The following is a 17,203-nucleotide window of genomic DNA, read 5'->3' on the forward strand; positions in this document are numbered from 1 at the left end:
GGACGGAATATGCTTAGCGCTTGCGTTTCGGCTTGGCGCCCCGCTTCTTGGGCTTGCCGTACTTGAGCATCATCTTCTCCTTATGGCTGATTTTCTTGTTCACCTTCTGGTTTTTGGCCAGCTTTTCATGGAAAGCCGGTCCAAATTCCTCCAGCTTGGGCAACTTCACCAGGATGTTCCTCATCTGGACTTTCGGCTTCTCGTCCTCCGTGAGTACGTCGGATATCTCCAGGTCAGCCGGCAGCTCCATTTCCGGGATCTGGTAATTCATCAGGCTTTCAATCGCTTCCAGCTGCTCCTGCTCGGAGTCCTTCGTCAGCAAAATGGCAATACCCCTTTTATCGGCACGGCCCGTACGGCCAATCCGGTGAATGTAATTCTCCGGCGCTTCCGGCGTATCAAAGTTGATCACATGCGTGATCTCAGCAATGTCCAACCCCCTCGCGATGATATCCGTTGCAATGAGGAAACGGAAATTGCCCGCCTGGAACTGGTTCACGGTATTGAAACGGTGATTCTGCTCCTTATTGCTGTGGATCACCCCGATCCTGTCCGGAAACTGCTCGTTCAGCGCGGTGTACAACTCGTCCGCCAAAGCCTTGGTGCCGGCAAAAATCAACGTCTTCGTCATGCTCTCGTCCGTAGTGATCAGCAGCTTCAGGAGGTTCAGCTTCGTATTGAAGTTGGGGACGCGGTAAAGCCTTTGGTCAATATTTTCCAAAGGCGTTCCTGCCGGAGCGGCCTCTATTCGCGCAGGGTTGGCGAAGTGCGTTTCGATCAGCTGCTCGACCTCCTCTGTGATAGTCGCAGAGAACAGCAGGTTCTGACGTCTCTCCGGTAACAAATCCATTATATTTTGAATCTGCGTGCGGAACCCCAGGTTCAGCATTTCATCCATCTCATCAATCACCAGCCTTTTGATGCTTTTCATCTTCAGCGCGCCGCTGAGGATAATATCGTACAGGCGGCCCGGTGTGGCCACAATAATATCAGTCTTTTCCCTGGCCGCTGCCATCTGCGGGTTCATGTTCACCCCGCCATAGAGGCCCAGCACTTCCACACTCATATACGTGGTCAGCTTCCTGATGGACTCCACTACCTGTGCCACCAGCTCGCGCGTAGGCACCAGGATCAGCATCTGCGGATGTTTCTCCTTTGAAAATTTGAACATACGCAGGGAAGGCAACAGGTAGGCAAAGGTTTTACCGGTACCCGTCTGCGCAATGCCACACACGTCCTGGCCGGACATGATCACGGAAAATGCGCGCTGTTGTATGGTAGTAGGATGCTGAATGCCCAGGTCGTCCAGGGCATTGAGCAAAGCTGAATTCAGGTTTAAATCACGAAAAGTCATTACGCTGCTATAAAAAATGAATGGCAAAGATAAATATTTTCAGGCTCTCCCGGGCGGGCGCCTGCAGGATCGCCTGTTTTTACAGCAGGGAAGGAGGGGGATTCCAGCGCCTAAGCCCTGGAATCCGCAGGGCGACTGATCAGCAGCAGCCCCATATAAGTAAAGAAACCATTTATGACCAGCAGTTCCAGTCCTATCTGGAATTTGCCGAAAAGGAATGCCTGGTTATTGTCCACCACCAGGCAGAGCAACGGCGCTATCACGCATACCACCGGCACCAGCTTGTCGTTCACCACCCGCTTCGTGAAAATGCCAAAGGTGAACAGCCCCAGTAACGGACCATACGTATAGGCCGCAATCTTCAATATCACCCCGATCATGCTCTGGTTATTGATCCATTCAAACACCATTACAAAGACGAGGAAAATAAAAGCCATCGTCAGATGCACCCGCTGCCTTACCTTCTTCTGTTTGGCCGCATCCCAGTCAGGGCGGCGCTGAATACCGAGGATATCAATGCAGAAGGAAGAAGTGAGGGCCGTCATCGCGCCATCCGCACTGGGGAACAGCGCTGAAATCAACGCAATGATAAAGATAACCGAAATCACCGGCGGCATATGATGCAACGCCAGCTCCGGGAACAGTTTATCGCCCGTGGCCGTAACGCCCACCTGCGCGCCATAGAGGTGCAGCAGTCCGCCGAGGAAGAGGAACAACCCAATCACCACCAGCATAATGAAGCCCAGCGATACCACGTTCTTCTGCGAATCCCTCATGGTGGTGACGGAAATATTTTTCTGCATCATCTCCTGGTCCAGCCCGGTCATCGTTATCGTGATAAAAGCCCCCGCCACAATCTGTTTGACAAAAAAGAGCTTGCTGTTGGGATCCGTCTCAAAAATCCGCGTAAGCCCGCGTTCCCCCATGGCCGTTATACTCTCCCCGAAACTGAGGTTCATCGTATGGAGAATATAACCCACACAAATGATCAAACCCGCCAGCATACAGGTCGTCTGCAGCGTGTCCGTATATACGATGGTTTTCACCCCTCCCTCGTACGTGTACACAAGGATCATCACCAGGATGATAAGCGTGGTAACGATGAAAGGCACCCCGAACGTCTGCAGGATGGTTTCCTGCAGGATGCGCACCACGAGGAAGAGCCTCGCCGTTGCGCCCAGCGTACGCGATAGTATAAAAAAAGAAGCCCCGGTTTTATACGAAGCTTTCCCAAACCGGGTGTTCAGGTAGTTATAAATAGAGGTGAGCTGTAAGCGGTAAAACAGCGGAATCAGGACGTAGGCGATCGTCAGGTAGCCGATCAGGTATCCCAATGTAATCTGGAAATAGGTAAAGGCATCGCGACCCACCGCGCCGGGTACGCTCACAAATGTAACCCCGCTCAGGGAGGTACCAATCATCCCGAATGCAACCAGCATCCAGTTGCTGTTGCGGTTCCCGATGAAGAAAGACTCGTTGTTGGAATTTCGCCCGGTGTACCAGGCTACGATCAGCAGTATGACGAAATAAGCAACTACAAACGAAAATAATAACGCTGGCGACATGTATCCAATTTAGTAAGGATTCAAATATATGCAATCAGCGCTATTTTTCGTACTATTGATTATTGACTGGGTCAAATAAAAAATTTGCCCGCGTCAATTTATATGGCGATTTTTATTGATAAACAACCCGCTATGCCTGATTTAAATAACATAGCCGATACCGTATCCGAATTCCACACATTCTATGAAAATGTAGCGGCCGCGCTGAATGCGCACCGCAGTAACCACGTACTCTCGGCAGCTGAAATCCGCATCCTGTCGGAAATTTCCAGCAAACAACATCCCAACGCAGGGCAGCTGGCCGTAGCCACCAATACGGACCCCGGCTACCTGACCCGCATCATCCGATCGCTGGAAAAGCAGGGCCTCGCAAGCCGCGCCCCTTCCCGCACGGATGCCCGCAGCTTCTCCCTGCAGCTCACCGAACAGGGGAAAAATACGCTCATCGACCTCGAAATGGCCTCGAGGGACAATGTGCTGCAACTCCTCCAACCCCTGAATGTACGGCAGCAGGAGCAACTGGCCGCCGCCATGACGGCCATCCGCCAGCTGCTCAAAGGAGATGGCAACACCGCGCCGGAAGTCAGCTTCCGCCAGCAGTTATTGCCCGGGGATGCCGGCTACCTCATTTACCTCCACGGCGAGCTGTACGCCCGGGAAGCGGGGTACAACCTGGAGTTTGAAGCGCACGTCTGTAAAACTTTCGCGGAATTCCTCAGCAGCTATTCGCCTGCCAAGGATCGTATATGCCTGGCCGTGGCCAACGGCAAAATAGTAGGATCAATTGCCATCGTGGGAGCTACCCGGCAGCTGGCACAGCTGCGGTGGTTCCTCGTTCATCCCGATTACCGGGGGCTAGGCATCGGCAGGCAACTGCTCCGGGATGCCCTGGCCTTCTGCCGGGACCGGCAATACCGGACCGTCTACCTCATGACGACCAGCACGCAGGAACAAGCCATCGCCCTGTTTAAACAGGCCGGCTTCCGGAAAACAGGGGAGAAGCTGATGCAAATGTGGGGGCAACAGCAATATGAGCAACGCTATGATATGGACCTCGTCTGAAAATTACGGATAGCCCTGCCCGTTAGCTGTATTTATGAAGCAGCACAATCTGCCCCAGGTGATAGGCGTCGTGATCGATCAGGCCCTGCAGATAGTAGATGGCCTGGTTATCCGTGCCGGGCAGCGTGTCAAACAGTTCCGCCTCGGGGAAATGGCGGATAGTGGCGGCCGTAGTGGCAAAAGAATGTTCCAGCCGGCCCAGCGCGCCATGCCAGTTATCCGGCCCCGTGTTATCCGGCAGGTAAAAATCCGGCAGGTCCCCGTCCTGCTCTGGCGCCTCATTGTGCAGAAAGCGGTCTACCCGCTGGTGCCACCAGATAATGTGATTTACGATCTGCCAGATACAATTGGAATCGCGGAATCTTTTTACAGCCGTATCAGCATCGATGCGGATCAGATGCTCTTTAAAGGTGACCCCTATCCATGGCTCTCCGTTATACAGTCTTTCCAGGGAATCGGCAACATGTTTTGTAAATGACATACCTGAAAGATTAAGGAATTGATTCTTGTTATTCGTAATTTACAAAAAATACCATGGTTATGAATCAACAGGAACTGGAAAGCAACAAAAATGAAGATGCCATCCGTCTGGCTGTCAGTACTATGAAGCAACGGCTGGGTGTTATCGAACAGGGAGGCGGCAAAAAAAGCCTCGAAAAAGTACGCCAGCGCGGCAAGCTGACCGCCCGCGAACGTATTGAATACCTGATCGACGACAACAGCACCTTTACCGAAATCGGCGCCTTTGCTGCGTACGACATGTACCCGGAACACGGCGGCTGCCCCGCGGCCGGCACCGTAGGCGGCATCGGTTACGTAAGCGGCCGCCAGTGCATGATCGTAGCCAACGACATGACGGTAAAGGCAGGGGCCTGGTTCCCCCTCACCGGCAAAAAAAACCTGCGCCTGCAGGAAATCGCCATGGAAAATCACCTGCCCATCATCTACCTGGTCGACAGTGCAGGGGTATTCCTCCCCATGCAGGATGAAATCTTCCCGGACAAGGAACATTTTGGCCGCATCTTCCGCAACAATGCCCGCATGAGCGCCATGGGCATCACACAGATCGCCGCCGTAATGGGCAGCTGCGTGGCCGGCGGCGCTTACCTGCCCATCATGAGCGATGAAGTACTCATGGTGGAAGGCAACGGCTCCATCTTCCTCGCCGGCCCCTACCTCGTCAAAGCCGCCATCGGGGAAGACGTAGATGCGGAAACGTTAGGCGGCGCCGTTACCCATACGGAAATCTCCGGCATCGCCGATTACAAATTCGAAACCGACGAAGAATGCCTGGACCAGGTCAAACGCATCGTCAGCAAACTGGGACACAACCCCGGCGCAGGTTTTGACCGCGTAGCACCGGTAGCGCCCGCAGTGCCCGCCGAAAAAATCTATAGCATCCTCCCGGCGGAAAGTACCAAACCTTACGACATGCTCGAACTGATCAAATGCATCGTCGATGGTTCCGAAATTGACCAGTACAAGGAAGACTATGGCAAAAGCATCATCTGCGGCTACGCCCGCATCGATGGCTGGGCCGTAGGCATCGTGGCCAACCAGCGCAAAATGGTGAAAAGCCGCAAAGGCGAAATGCAGATGGGAGGCGTTATCTATAACGACAGCGCCGATAAAGCCGCCCGCTTTATCATGAACTGCAACCAGAAAAAAATACCGCTCGTATTCCTCCAGGATGTCACCGGCTTCATGGTAGGCAGCAGGAGCGAACATGCCGGTATCATTAAAGACGGCGCCAAACTGGTCAACGCCGTATCCAATTCCGTGGTGCCGAAAATTACCATCATCATTGGTAACTCCTACGGCGCCGGCAACTACGCCATGTGCGGAAAAGCTTACGATCCCCGCTTTATCTATGCCTGGCCCACCGCTAAAATAGCCGTGATGGGAGGGGAGCAGGCCGCCAAAACATTACTACAGATACAGGTAGCATCGCTGAAAGCCAAAGGAGAAGAAATCACTCCGGAAGCTGAAAAAAAATTACTGGCAGCCATCACTGAAAAGTACACTGCCCAAACCACTCCTTACTACGCAGCCGCCAGGCTCTGGGTGGATGATATCATTGACCCGGTCGCCACACGGTCACGCATATCCGAAGGCATCAAAGCCGCGGACAACGCCCCGGTCGAACAGCAGTTTAATGTAGGCGTATTCCAGGTTTAATGAATAACACTATCTTCGCCGCATGGCTGAACTCATTATTTATACAGATGGCGCATCACGCGGTAACCCCGGCCCCGGCGGTTACGGCGTGATCCTCATCTGGGGAAACATCAGGAAGGAAATGTCGCAGGGATACCGCAAAACCACCAATAACCGGATGGAGTTACTGGCGGTGATCACCGGGCTGGAAGCCCTCAAGCGGGACGGACTCGAAGTCTCCATTTATACAGACAGCAAATATGTGGTAGACAGTATTGAAAAAGGATGGATCTGGAGCTGGGTAAAATCCGGCTTCAAAGACAAAAAAAATAAAGACCTCTGGATGCGGTTCATCCCCCTGTACAGGAAACATAAAGTAAAAATGAACTGGGTGAAAGGCCATGCCAGCAACCCCTTTAACAACCGTTGCGATGAACTGGCCACACAGGCCGCAGACAGCGGCAACTGGCTGATAGATACCGGTTTCGAAAGCGGTAATGGTTAATCGCCTGCAAACAGAACCAATTTGATAGTTGAATTGTAGTTATTCCGACAATTCAACTATCTCTTATGTTCGAATGGCTGATCCATACCCTGCAGAAATACCCCGAAATTGCTGTAATGCTAACCCTGATGGTGGGCTACTTTATCGGGAAGATCCACATCAAAGGCTTTACCCTCGGCACCGTAACCGGCGTGCTTTTGGCCGGCATCGCCATCGGTACTTACCATATCCCCATTCCCGATGGTTCCAAGGCTATCTTTTTCCTCTTCTTTCTTTTTTGCACCGGCTACGGTATAGGTCCGCAATTCTTCCAGGCCCTGCGAAAAGACGGGATGCCCATCGCCGCATTTTCATTTATCGTATGCGTATTCAGTTTGATACTCTGCTGGGGCATTTCCTCCCTGCTGCATTTTGAAGTAGGCACCGCCGCCGGCTTCATGTCAGGCTCCAACACCTGCTCCGCTATCATCGGCGTGGCTTCCAACAGTATTAAGGATCTGCATGTCTCCCAGGCGGATAAGGACCGTTTCCTGGATCAGATACCCGTCGCCTACGCCGTAACGTATATCTTCGGCACCGCAGGCACCAGCTGGTTCCTCTCCGTAATCGGCCCCTGGTTCATGTCCGGCAGCCGGGCAAAGCTCATAGAAGAAACCAAAAAACTGGAATCCGAACTCGCTGAATCCGGCAACGATGGAGAAGACGGCGCTATCAACAACGCTTACGACCAGGTTGCCTTCCGCGCTTACCTGCTCAGCAAGGAAAGCGTAGGCGATGGCAAAACCGTGGCAGCGCTGGAAGATTCGCTCAAAGCCAACAGCCGTATTTTATGGATGCTGCGGGTACGCAGGGAAGGTAAACTCATGCCGGTGACGCCGGAGTTTATGCTGCGCGCCGGCGATATTGTAGCCGTAGGCGGACAAAGAGTATCCGCCATCGGGGCGGACCCGCTCCTGGGCAAGGAAGTAGCGGATGTAGAGCTGCTCACCTTCCCCGTGCAGGAAGCCACCGTGTACGTGCGCAATAAACACGTGCTGGGCCATCATATCCGCCACCTGGTGAACGATCCGGTATTCCGGGGCATCAGTATCCGCAGGCTTACAAGGGCCGGTATCGAAATTCCCTTATCGCCCCTCACCACGTTCGCAAAAGGGGACGTGCTGGAACTGGTAGGCATCCAGGAGGACCTGAGCCGGGTCGTATCCTTCCTCGGCTTCAAGGAAAAGACCGGCGTGGAAACTGATATCGTGTACCTGGCCGGCGGTATCGTAGTGGGCACGCTGGCCGGCGCGCTCAGCTGGCATATCGGCAAAGTGCCGATAGAACTCAGTACCAGCGGCGGTTCCCTGATCGCGGGTTTGTTCTTCGGCTGGCTGCGCAGCGCCAGGCCTACCTTCGGTTTCATTCCGCCTTCCTCGCAATGGGTGCTTACCAAACTGGGTTTACACGTTTTCATAGCCATCGTCGGGTTGACTTCCAGCGAAGGATTTTTAACAGGGCTCCGCCAGGAGGGGATCACCCTCTTCCTCGCAGGAATTGTGCTGAGCCTCACCCCAATGGTGCTCGCGCTGTTCCTGTCCAAATATGTATTCAAGTTCCATCCCGCAGTTGGCCTGGGCGCCTGCGCCGGCGCGCATGACGAGTCGGCCCCGCTGCTCGCCGTGCAGGATGCGCTGAACAGCAAGGTGCCGGCGCTGGGCTATACCGTGGCATACGCGGTGGCGAATATTACCCTGACTACCTCAGGTGTGATTATTGTATTGTTGATGAGCCACGGGAAGTAACTGCAATATGCCAGGTAAGTCCCCTCGCATATGGCCGCAAATTAATCAGCTCCGCGTAGGGGCCTCCCCTCCAAACCCGCTGCCCGCGCCACCCATCCACATTTTCCAAACTTTTTTAACATTTCTTTTGTTCTTATCAGGTATATCCACTAGCTTTGCGTCCCATTAGTCTATAGGATTTGTAGGATATTAAAACGAAACGAATGAAACGGAAACAGAACCACCTTCATCTTCGATTGAACCAACCTCACAGTTTTGTATGTGCGTCGTGTTGCTGCGCGCGAATGTCCTGTTGATATTGAATAACCACACAAACAATTAACTGCGACCATAAAGGGAAGCATGGCTTGTGCCGCTGTACGCCTGCGTAACAGGGAACGGACCATTATTGCTCAAAAATCAATCAGCTAAACCTCCTTAATCACCATCTTATGCTACAACGATTATTACTATTTATGCTCGTGTTGTTAGGTCCGCTAACCGGATTCGCGCAATCACGCACCGTTACGGGTACGGTTTACTCGGCCAGGGATAAGGAACCGCTGCCCGGCGCCACCATTGTAGTCAAAGGCACTTCCAATGGTACCGCTACCGGCCCCGATGGCTCTTTCCGCCTGGAAGTAAAAGACCCCGCCGCCACCACGCTGGTGGTAACCTATGTGGGTATGACACCGCAGGAAGTGGGTATAACGGCTACGCCTATACGTGTAGAACTGACCTCTTCCAGTAAAGATATTGACGAAGTGGTAGTCATTGCCTACGGTACCGGTAAAAAGAACTCACTCACCGGTTCCGTGGCCACCATCAAAGGCGACGCCCTCGAAAACCGGCAGATATCCAGCGTGTCCCGCGGCTTGCAAGGCCAGGTAGCAGGCGTGCAAAGCACCGCCCAGAGCGGTCAGCCAGGTACGGACGCTACCATCCGCATCCGCGGGGTAGGCTCCATCAACGCCTCCTCCGATCCGTTGTACGTAGTGGATGGCGCCCCCTACCTCGGTAGCATTAACGCCATCAACCCCTCCGATATCGAGTCCATCTCCGTCCTCAAAGATGCCGCCTCCAGCGCCCTCTACGGCTCGCGCGGCGCTAACGGCGTTATCATCATCACCACCAAAAAAGGAAAAGGACAGGGTACCACCATCAACGCCCGCGTAAGCCAGGGGTACTCCAAACGCGCCGTGGATAATTATAAAACCATGAGCACGGACGATTACTTCCGCCTCTACTGGGAAGCCCTCCGCAATACCGGCATCACCAACGGGCTGAGTCCTGCCCAGGCCGCCGCCAGCGCCAGCTCCAACGTCGTGGGCGACCTCGGCATCAACCCTTACGGTACCGCCTATCCGCAGCCGGTAGGTACGGACGGTAAACTCGTGCAAGGCGCGCATACCCTCTGGAACGACGACTGGGACAAAGCCATGCAACGCACCGGCCACCGCACCCAGGCTGACCTCAGCATCAGCGGTACCAGCGAAAAATCCCGCTACTATATCGCCGGCGGATACCTGGACGATCAGGGTATCTACCTCGGCTCCGGCTTCAAACGATATACCGTACGCTCCAACGTGGAACTGGACGCTAAAAAATGGCTGAAAGTAGGCCTCAACCTCGCCGGCGCACACTCGGACCAGCAGGCGCCTCCTTCTGAAGACAGCCGCTCCGATAACTACGTGAACTACGGCCGCCTCATGCCGTCCTTTTACCCGATCTATCAGCGCGATCCCGCTACCGGCGCTTATGTACATGATGCCGCCGGCAACCGCGTGTTCGATTACGGCGACTACCGCCCAAGCGCCAGCAACCCTAACACCAACCTGGTGCAAACCGCCGATATCGATAAACACAATGTACTCCGGGACGATATCTCCGCCCGCGTGTACGGCGAAGCCACCATCTGGGACCAGCTGAAATTTAAAACCACTTATAGTGCCGACTACTCCCAGCGCATGACCCACGACTATACCAACCCGACGCTGGGCTTCGATGCCCCCATCGGCGGTACCGTGGCGCGTGGCAGCTACCGCACCTTCAGCTGGACATGGAACAACATCTTCACCTACGATAAAACTTTCGACGAAAAACATCATATCAGCATCCTCGCTGGCCAGGAAGCCTATAAATACAAATTCACCTTCCTGGAAGGTAACCGCTCCGGCTTCTCCCTGCCCGGCCTGGACGAGCCTGCGGACGCCTCCGTACTGCTGGGCTTCACCGGCTATACCGATGCAACCAGCATCTCCAGTTACCTCTCCCGCGTAGAGTATGACTATAAAGGCAAATACTTCTTCTCCGGATCACTGCGCCGCGACGGTTCTTCCAGGTTCTCGCCTGACCGCCGCTGGGGTACCTTCTGGTCCATCGGTGGTTCCTGGAAAATGACGGAAGAAGCCTGGCTGAAGAGCAGCAACTGGCTCGACCTCCTGACGCTCCGCGCCAGCTACGGCGCCCAGGGTAACGATAACCTCGGTTCCTTCTACGGCTACAAAGCGCTGTACGTAGTGAACAGCAACCTCGGCGAAGGAGGTACCTACCGCGATACGCTGGCCAACAGCAACCTGAAATGGGAAACAAACCTCAACCTCAACGTAGGGGTGGACTGGTCCATGTTCAATAACCGCTTCGGCGGTACCGTGGAGTTCTTTGAGCGCAAATCCAAAGACCTCCTGTATCAGCAGCCACTGGCGCCTTCCACCGGTTATCCGTCTATTGCCCGTAACATCGGCGCCCTGCGTAACCGTGGGGTAGATATTACCTTACGCGGCGTGCCGGTTAACACCCGTGACTTCAACTGGACGATCGAATTGAACGCGACCCATTACAAGAACGTCGTTACCTCTCTCCCGCAAAAAGAAATTATCAGCGGCACCAAGAAGCTGATGGAAGGCAAATCCATCTACGAATTCTACCTGCGCCAATGGGCCGGTGTGGATGAAAAAACAGGCGCGCCGCTCTGGTATGTGATTGATGCGAACGGTAATAAAACCACTACTTCCAACTATGCCGCCGGCACCCTGGCCTACGCTGGTTCTGCGCTGCCGGACCTCTATGGCGGTATCAACAACACCTTTACTTATAAAGGCCTGTCGTTCTCCTTCATGTGGGCGTATAGCCTGGGCGGTAAGGTGCTCGACAACGATTATCCGTTCCTGATGCATACCGGTAACAACTTTGGCCGTGCATGGTCCGCCGAAATGCTGAACCGCTGGACGCCGGAGAATACCAAAACCGATGTGCCGGCGCTCACGACCAATAATACCAACTGGACTTCCGCTTCCACCCGTTTCCTCTACGATGCATCCTATGCGCGTCTGAAAACGGTGAACCTGAGCTATCAGCTGCCTAAGGCCCTGATGGATAAAGCCCACCTGAATGGTATTACCGTGTACGTGCAGGGCGAAAACCTCATCACCATTTATAATCACAAGGGTATGGATCCCGAACAGGCTGTCAGCGGTGTAACCTACTACCGTTATCCGGCTATCAAATCCGTATCTGCTGGTATTAACCTTAGCTTCTAAAAACTGAACCATGAAAAAGAACAGATATATTCTAACCGCTATATTGGGCGCCGGGTTGCTGGTATCGTGCAGCAAGAGCTTCCTGGATCAGAACCCAACCAACCAGGTGCCGGAAGAACAGGTATTTACCACCGCCGATAACGTGGAAACGGTGATCAATGGTACCTGGTCCTACGCCATGGAAACCTTCTTCACCTTTTCCGTGCCGGGGTTTACCTCCATCCTCCGCGCCAGCGACGCGATGGGCAGCGATGTGGCCATCACCACCAAATACGGCTTGCGTGACGCCTATACGTTTGTGGAAATGGTGGACAATACCAAAAACCGCGTGAGCGCCTACTGGACCATCCTCTATAAAGTGATCGATAATGCAAACAGCATCATCGCCCGGGTGGACGGCGTTACAGGCGATGAAGCCAAGAAGGCGCGCCTCAAAGGCCAGGCCTACGCCCTCCGCGGCTGGTGCTACCTGACCCTCGCTTCTTTCTACCAGTTCAACCCTATCGTGGATCCAAACGCGAAGGCAGTGCCTATCTACCTGACGCCTACCACGCCGGATACCAAAGGCAATCCCCGCGCTACCATCAAACAGGTGTACGATCAGGCCATTGCTGACCTGGTTGCAGCAGAGCCGCTCGTGCAGGGCTATAGCCGTGGCGATGCCAGCAAGAAATATAAAATCGATATCAACGTAGTGGAAGGCCTGCTGGCCAGGGCTTACCTCCAAACCCAGCAGTGGACGCTCGCGCAGCAGAAAGCGGCAGCCGCCAGGGTAGGCTACCCGCTGATGTCGCCGGATGATTACCTGAAAGGTTTCAACGATGTAAGCAATGCGGAATGGATCTGGGGGCACCCGCAAACGCCCAACCAGAGCAACGCCAGCTACAACTTCCATTTCCTGGATGTAAGCTCCCCGGGCTCTTACTACTATAGCTTCATGGCGGATCCTTTCTTCAAAAATTTCTTCGATAACGGTGACGTACGTACGAAATTATTTGACTGGGATACCCTGCCTTCCCAGGAAGGTTACCTGCGCTATAAAAAATTCCGTTTCCGGGATGAAACCGCGCTGATAGGCGACTTCGTGCTGATGCGCTCCGGCGAAATGGCGCTGATCGAAGCCGAGGCCTATGCCCGCTCCGGTAATACCGCCGCCGCTGCCGCCAGGCTGAATGAACTGCGTACGGCCCGTAGCGCGTACAACTACGTTCCGGGCGCCGGCAATATCATCGATACCATCCTCGTGGAGCGCCGCAAGGAGCTCTGGGGCGAAGGCTTCTCCCTGTCCGATATCATCCGTACCAACGGAACCGTGGTGCGCAAAGCATTCACCGCCTACAACGGTACGGATTCTGTGATCAATGTACCCCGTGGCAACGGTACTTTCAAACAGGTGAAAGCCAAAGGCCACCGCACCCTGCGCTTCCCGGACGGTACGCCGTTTGTGCCGCAGAGCAAGTACTACTTATTCTCCATTCCGTTATCCGAAGTGCAGAATAACCCGAATCTGTAAGTATTCCGATTGTTGATTTAAATGATAAAAGACGCTGTCATGGCGTCTTTTGTCGTTTTGTAACCGCTTGTTTTTTTGGGGGAGAAAAGATTAATATACGAATGGCAGTAAACGTTTCGTCCTCGCCATATATTCACTATACTCACTGCCGAAATTTTCCAGTAGCACTTTTTCCTCCACGTTCATCCTGTACAGGAATGCCGCAAATACAGGAATGACGCCTACTGCCAGGCTGATCCAGTTGTTAAGGCTGATGCCATAGCCCACGAAAGAGAGGAGGGAAGCGGCATACGACGGATGGCGAACATACTTGTACATCCCATCCTTCTTCACCTGGTGCCCTTCCCGGATGCGGACGGATACAGTGAAAAACTGCCCCAGGCTTAGCACTGCCGCCAGGCGCAACACAATGCCCAGCAGGATGATGCCCAGGCCGGCGTACAGCATCGTTTGGTAGGATGGCGCGATGGGCGTGCGGTTCAGCGCAGCAATGTTGCCAGCGGCAATAATGCTCACGATGATGACGATCCAGATGATCACCAGGCTCCCGCTGTCCTTGCGGGTCTTGTCCGAACTGCTGCCCCGCATCACGCGGTTCAGTACGATTTCAGAGAACAACCATAGTAAGTACACAAATGTTGCGGGCGTATTCATAGCGAAAGTATTAGGTTCCAAAATATACAAATAATTCCTGATACCTTGCCGGGGGCCTGCTTTTGTTTCTTTCCCCTTCATCCCTTACATTGCGGTAAAATACGGAACTATGGAAAATCTGCAGACGTTAATCCAATCCTCCACGCCGCTGTTAATCGATTGCTTTGCTACCTGGTGCGGCCCGTGTAAAATGGTACCGCCCATCTTAAAGGAAGTGAAGGACAAACTGGGCGACCGTCTCCGTATCATCAAAATCGATGTCGATAAAAATCCGCAATTATCCGCCCAATGGCAGATCAGCAGCATACCTACATTATTACTCTTCCGGGAAGGGAAGTTGTTATGGCGGCAGAGTGGAGTAGTGCCGGCCCATCAGCTGCTGCCCTTATTGCAGCAGCATATTTGATGCAACAAAAAAGCAGCGGTTCGTAACCGCTGCTTTTTTATGATGAGGAAGGTCTTAGATATTGTTGTAGAAAGTTCTTAATTCCCTTTCCAGGTCACTGTAAATCGGTTTGGTGAACTCGAGGAAGAGCTGGTCCGGCGGTGGCGGCGCCATTTCCCGGCCGCCTATCTGCCGCAGGTCTTCTTCGCTGAGGGCGCGCTTGTCGCCTTTGTAATACCCGTACTCATTCAGCCAGGTGAAGCTGCCGGGGATGCGGTTCTGCCGCAGCGTCTGCCCGTTGGCGGTAGCAATAATACGGTAGTCCAGCAGTCCTTTGGAAACAACGGTTTGTTTCGTCAAAAAGAGTGTAGCCTTCACCGTTATATATTGTTTGATCTCCTTACCACTGGTATCCTTTACCACGCCATCCTGTATTTCCCTGCTCACATCGCGCTGTACGCGGTCCACATAGGTTTGGCCCACCACAAAATCGAAGAAGCGCAGTTCCAGGTATTCGTCTGCCGGAATGTTATTGGCGGCGGCATAGCGGTCGTCATAAAACTGCACAAACCGGTTGATGTTCTGCCGCTGCACGCTTTGCACGAGGTAATCCCGGAACTGGTCCGCCGAAAACTGGAAATAAGGGGAACGCACTTCCAGCTGGCTGATCACCACACGCACTACGCCCAGGTTAAAAGCCTCTTCCTTCAGCGCTTTGGTATCGCGGAAGTTAGGCACGAGCTTTTCCGCGGCGGCAAATTCGCTGTAAGCCTGGCGGGCGCTGGCTTTATCGCCGTTGTTGAGCAGTTGCACGCCACGGTCGTAACGCACTTCTGCGGCATTTTCCTGGGCCCCGGTGATGGCGGCGGAATAATCCTTCGGCTGTACCACGGTAAGGGCGGCAGGGGAGGATTTAATGGCGTTATAGAGATGCTGCATTTGCCGGTATTCGGACCGTACGCTTTCCCATTTAAGTTCGTTGTTGGAGCGCAGCAGCTGGTTTACCCGCTCTTCGTGCTGTTGCAGGGAATGCTGGTAGGCGGCCGGCAGCAGTTGCAGGGCCTTGGCGTCGTTGGGGCGCTTTTGCAGCTTTTTGACGAAGGTTTGCACGGCCTCATCGTAGCGGCCTTTGTTGTACAGCTTTTCGCCTGACTTGCAGGCGCACAGGCACAGCAATGCCAGTCCGCAAAGCAGGGCTTGCAGCTGACGGTAGGATGGGAGATGAACTTTCACTTGAAAAGGGTTTATGGGATAAATGATAGGTGCAACTATTTGAATTGTCGCCTCAGTTCTCTGTCCGACTCACGTTGTTTGATGGACTCGCGTTTATCATGCAGTTTCTTACCCTTACCCAGTCCGATTTCCATTTTAGCGAGGCTTTTCTCATTGATGAAGATACGCAGCGGCACAATGGTATAGCCTTTCTCCTTGATCTTGTTCTCCAGTTTGCGGAGTTCTTTTTTGGTGAGGAGTAATTTCCTTTCCCGGAGGGGATCGTGGTTGGCGGCGGTGCCGTGGGAGTATTCTGCGATGTGCAGACTCTTAACAAACAATTCTCCTTTGTGGAAATAGCAGAAAGCGTCATTAAAGCTCACCTTTCCCAGACGGATGGATTTGATCTCCGTTCCGGTCAATACAATGCCGGCAATATACTTGTCTTCTATTGCGTACTCAAAATATGCCGATCTGTTTCTTAATTCTGCCATAGTGATTGCTTACAAAAATGCTTTATGGATTTGCAGTGTGTGGCTCCAAATCCATAAAGCATGCAATGTAAAGGTTATTTTTTGAACAGGGAGAGTACTGTTGCCAGTTTGGTCTTCAGTTCTTTCCTGTCGATAATAAAATCGAGGAAGCCGTGCTCCAGGAGGAATTCCGCGCTTTGGAAGCCTTCCGGAAGATCTTTCTTGATAGTTTCCTTGATGATCCTCGGACCGGCAAACCCGATCAGGGCGCCCGGTTCGGCCACGTTGAGGTCGCCCAGCATCGCATAGGATGCAGTAACGCCACCGGTGGTAGGATCGGTCATCAGGGAAATATAAGGTAGCTGCGCTTCAGCCAGCTGGGTTAATTTAGCGGAGGTTTTAGCCATCTGCATCAGCGAAAACGCACTTTCCATCATACGGGCGCCGCCGGATTTGGAAATGATCATCAATGGCTTCCTGTTCGCAATGCAGTAATCGATGGAACGGGAAATTTTCTCACCTACAACGGAACCCATGGAACCGCCGATGAAGTTGAAATCCATACATGCCACCACGAGGTCGTTCCCTAACACAGTGCCTGTACCCACGGTCATGGCGTCTTTCAGGCCGGATTTCTTCTGAGCGTCTTTCAGCCTTTCGCTGTAAGGCTTCAGGTCTTTAAAGCCCAGGAAATCAGTAGGGTTAATATTTGGAAACAGCTCTTCGAACTGACCTTCATCAAAGATGATCTCAAAGTACTCTGCAGAATTGATACGGTTGTGGTAGTTGCATTTATCACAAACGTAATAATGCTCCTTCAGATCCTTAACAGTGGTGGTTTTCTTACAGTTCGGGCATTTGTGCCATAAGCCATCAGGAGCTTCTTTCTTCTCACTGGTGGTGGTGGAAATGCCTTGTTTAATTCGCTTAAACCAGCTTGACATATTCTTCTGTTAGATTAGAAAATAGTGGTGCAAGATACGAATTAATGAATTATTTAGATAAAAAATCAAATAATTAT

General features: G+C 53.1%; 14 protein-coding genes. 7 read left to right on the plus strand and 7 right to left on the minus strand.

The window, feature by feature from the left end:
* Positions 1–13: 13 nt before the first annotated feature.
* Positions 14–1,381 carry a DEAD/DEAH box helicase gene (locus BOC67_RS02805; protein ID WP_291906990.1) on the minus strand — a complete coding sequence of 456 codons (1,368 nt, stop codon included), beginning with the start codon at positions 1,379–1,381 and terminating at the stop codon, positions 14–16.
* Between the two features lie 83 nt (positions 1,382–1,464).
* Entirely contained in the window at positions 1,465–2,919 is a 1,455-nt protein-coding gene (locus BOC67_RS02810; protein WP_291906992.1) for a sodium:solute symporter, read from the minus strand.
* 132 nt (positions 2,920–3,051) lie between these two features.
* Here BOC67_RS02810 and BOC67_RS02815 point away from each other — a divergent pair, with 132 nt between their 5' ends.
* Positions 3,052–3,981, plus strand: a complete 930-nt coding sequence (locus BOC67_RS02815; RefSeq protein ID WP_291906995.1) for a bifunctional helix-turn-helix transcriptional regulator/GNAT family N-acetyltransferase — start codon at positions 3,052–3,054, stop codon at positions 3,979–3,981.
* A 22-nt stretch (positions 3,982–4,003) separates the two neighbouring features.
* On the opposite strand, the gene BOC67_RS02820 is transcribed toward BOC67_RS02815, so the two are convergent.
* Positions 4,004–4,462: a DinB family protein gene (locus BOC67_RS02820; protein ID WP_291906997.1), complete on the minus strand. Its 459-nt coding sequence runs from the start codon at positions 4,460–4,462 to the stop codon at positions 4,004–4,006.
* A gap of 59 nt (positions 4,463–4,521) precedes the next feature.
* On the opposite strand from BOC67_RS02820, the gene BOC67_RS02825 reads away from it, so the two are divergent.
* The 5 genes from BOC67_RS02825 to BOC67_RS02845 all read left to right on the plus strand — a co-directional run bounded on the left by BOC67_RS02825 (position 4,522) and on the right by BOC67_RS02845 (position 13,458).
* Positions 4,522–6,159: an acyl-CoA carboxylase subunit beta gene (locus tag BOC67_RS02825; protein ID WP_291906999.1), complete on the plus strand. Its 1,638-nt coding sequence runs from the start codon at positions 4,522–4,524 to the stop codon at positions 6,157–6,159.
* A gap of 22 nt (positions 6,160–6,181) precedes the next feature.
* Complete coding sequence (gene rnhA / locus BOC67_RS02830; RefSeq protein WP_291907001.1) at positions 6,182–6,643, plus strand: ribonuclease HI; 462 nt, start codon at positions 6,182–6,184, stop codon at positions 6,641–6,643.
* 65 nt (positions 6,644–6,708) lie between these two features.
* Complete coding sequence (aspT, locus tag BOC67_RS02835; RefSeq protein WP_291907003.1) at positions 6,709–8,427, plus strand: aspartate-alanine antiporter; 1,719 nt, start codon at positions 6,709–6,711, stop codon at positions 8,425–8,427.
* A gap of 431 nt (positions 8,428–8,858) precedes the next feature.
* A complete protein-coding gene (locus BOC67_RS02840) occupies positions 8,859–11,945 on the plus strand; it encodes a TonB-dependent receptor (RefSeq protein WP_291907005.1) in 3,087 nt (1,028 codons plus the stop codon).
* 10 nt (positions 11,946–11,955) lie between these two features.
* On the plus strand, positions 11,956–13,458 hold the full coding sequence (locus tag BOC67_RS02845) for a RagB/SusD family nutrient uptake outer membrane protein (RefSeq protein ID WP_291907006.1): 1,503 nt from the start codon (positions 11,956–11,958) through the stop codon (positions 13,456–13,458).
* A gap of 90 nt (positions 13,459–13,548) precedes the next feature.
* On the opposite strand, the gene BOC67_RS02850 is transcribed toward BOC67_RS02845, so the two are convergent.
* Positions 13,549–14,112, minus strand: a complete 564-nt coding sequence (locus BOC67_RS02850; RefSeq protein WP_291907008.1) for an isoprenylcysteine carboxylmethyltransferase family protein — start codon at positions 14,110–14,112, stop codon at positions 13,549–13,551.
* A 109-nt stretch (positions 14,113–14,221) separates the two neighbouring features.
* Between BOC67_RS02850 and trxA the strand changes: the two genes are divergently transcribed.
* Positions 14,222–14,518, plus strand: a complete 297-nt coding sequence (trxA, locus tag BOC67_RS02855; protein WP_291907011.1) for a thioredoxin — start codon at positions 14,222–14,224, stop codon at positions 14,516–14,518.
* A 54-nt stretch (positions 14,519–14,572) separates the two neighbouring features.
* On the opposite strand, the gene BOC67_RS02860 is transcribed toward trxA, so the two are convergent.
* From BOC67_RS02860 to accD, 3 genes are all read right to left on the minus strand, one after another.
* Positions 14,573–15,730, minus strand: coding sequence for a hypothetical protein (locus tag BOC67_RS02860; RefSeq protein WP_291907013.1), 1,158 nt, complete (start codon positions 15,728–15,730; stop codon positions 14,573–14,575).
* Positions 15,731–15,765: 35 nt separating this feature from the next.
* A complete protein-coding gene (gene smpB, locus BOC67_RS02865; protein WP_291907015.1) occupies positions 15,766–16,203 on the minus strand; it encodes an SsrA-binding protein in 438 nt (145 codons plus the stop codon).
* Positions 16,204–16,277: 74 nt separating this feature from the next.
* On the minus strand, positions 16,278–17,126 hold the full coding sequence (gene accD / locus BOC67_RS02870) for an acetyl-CoA carboxylase, carboxyltransferase subunit beta (RefSeq protein WP_291907017.1): 849 nt from the start codon (positions 17,124–17,126) through the stop codon (positions 16,278–16,280).
* Positions 17,127–17,203: the final 77 nt, after the last annotated feature.

It is taken from the genome of Chitinophaga sp. CB10 (genome assembly GCA_001870995.2).
Classification (GTDB): domain Bacteria; phylum Bacteroidota; class Bacteroidia; order Chitinophagales; family Chitinophagaceae; genus Chitinophaga.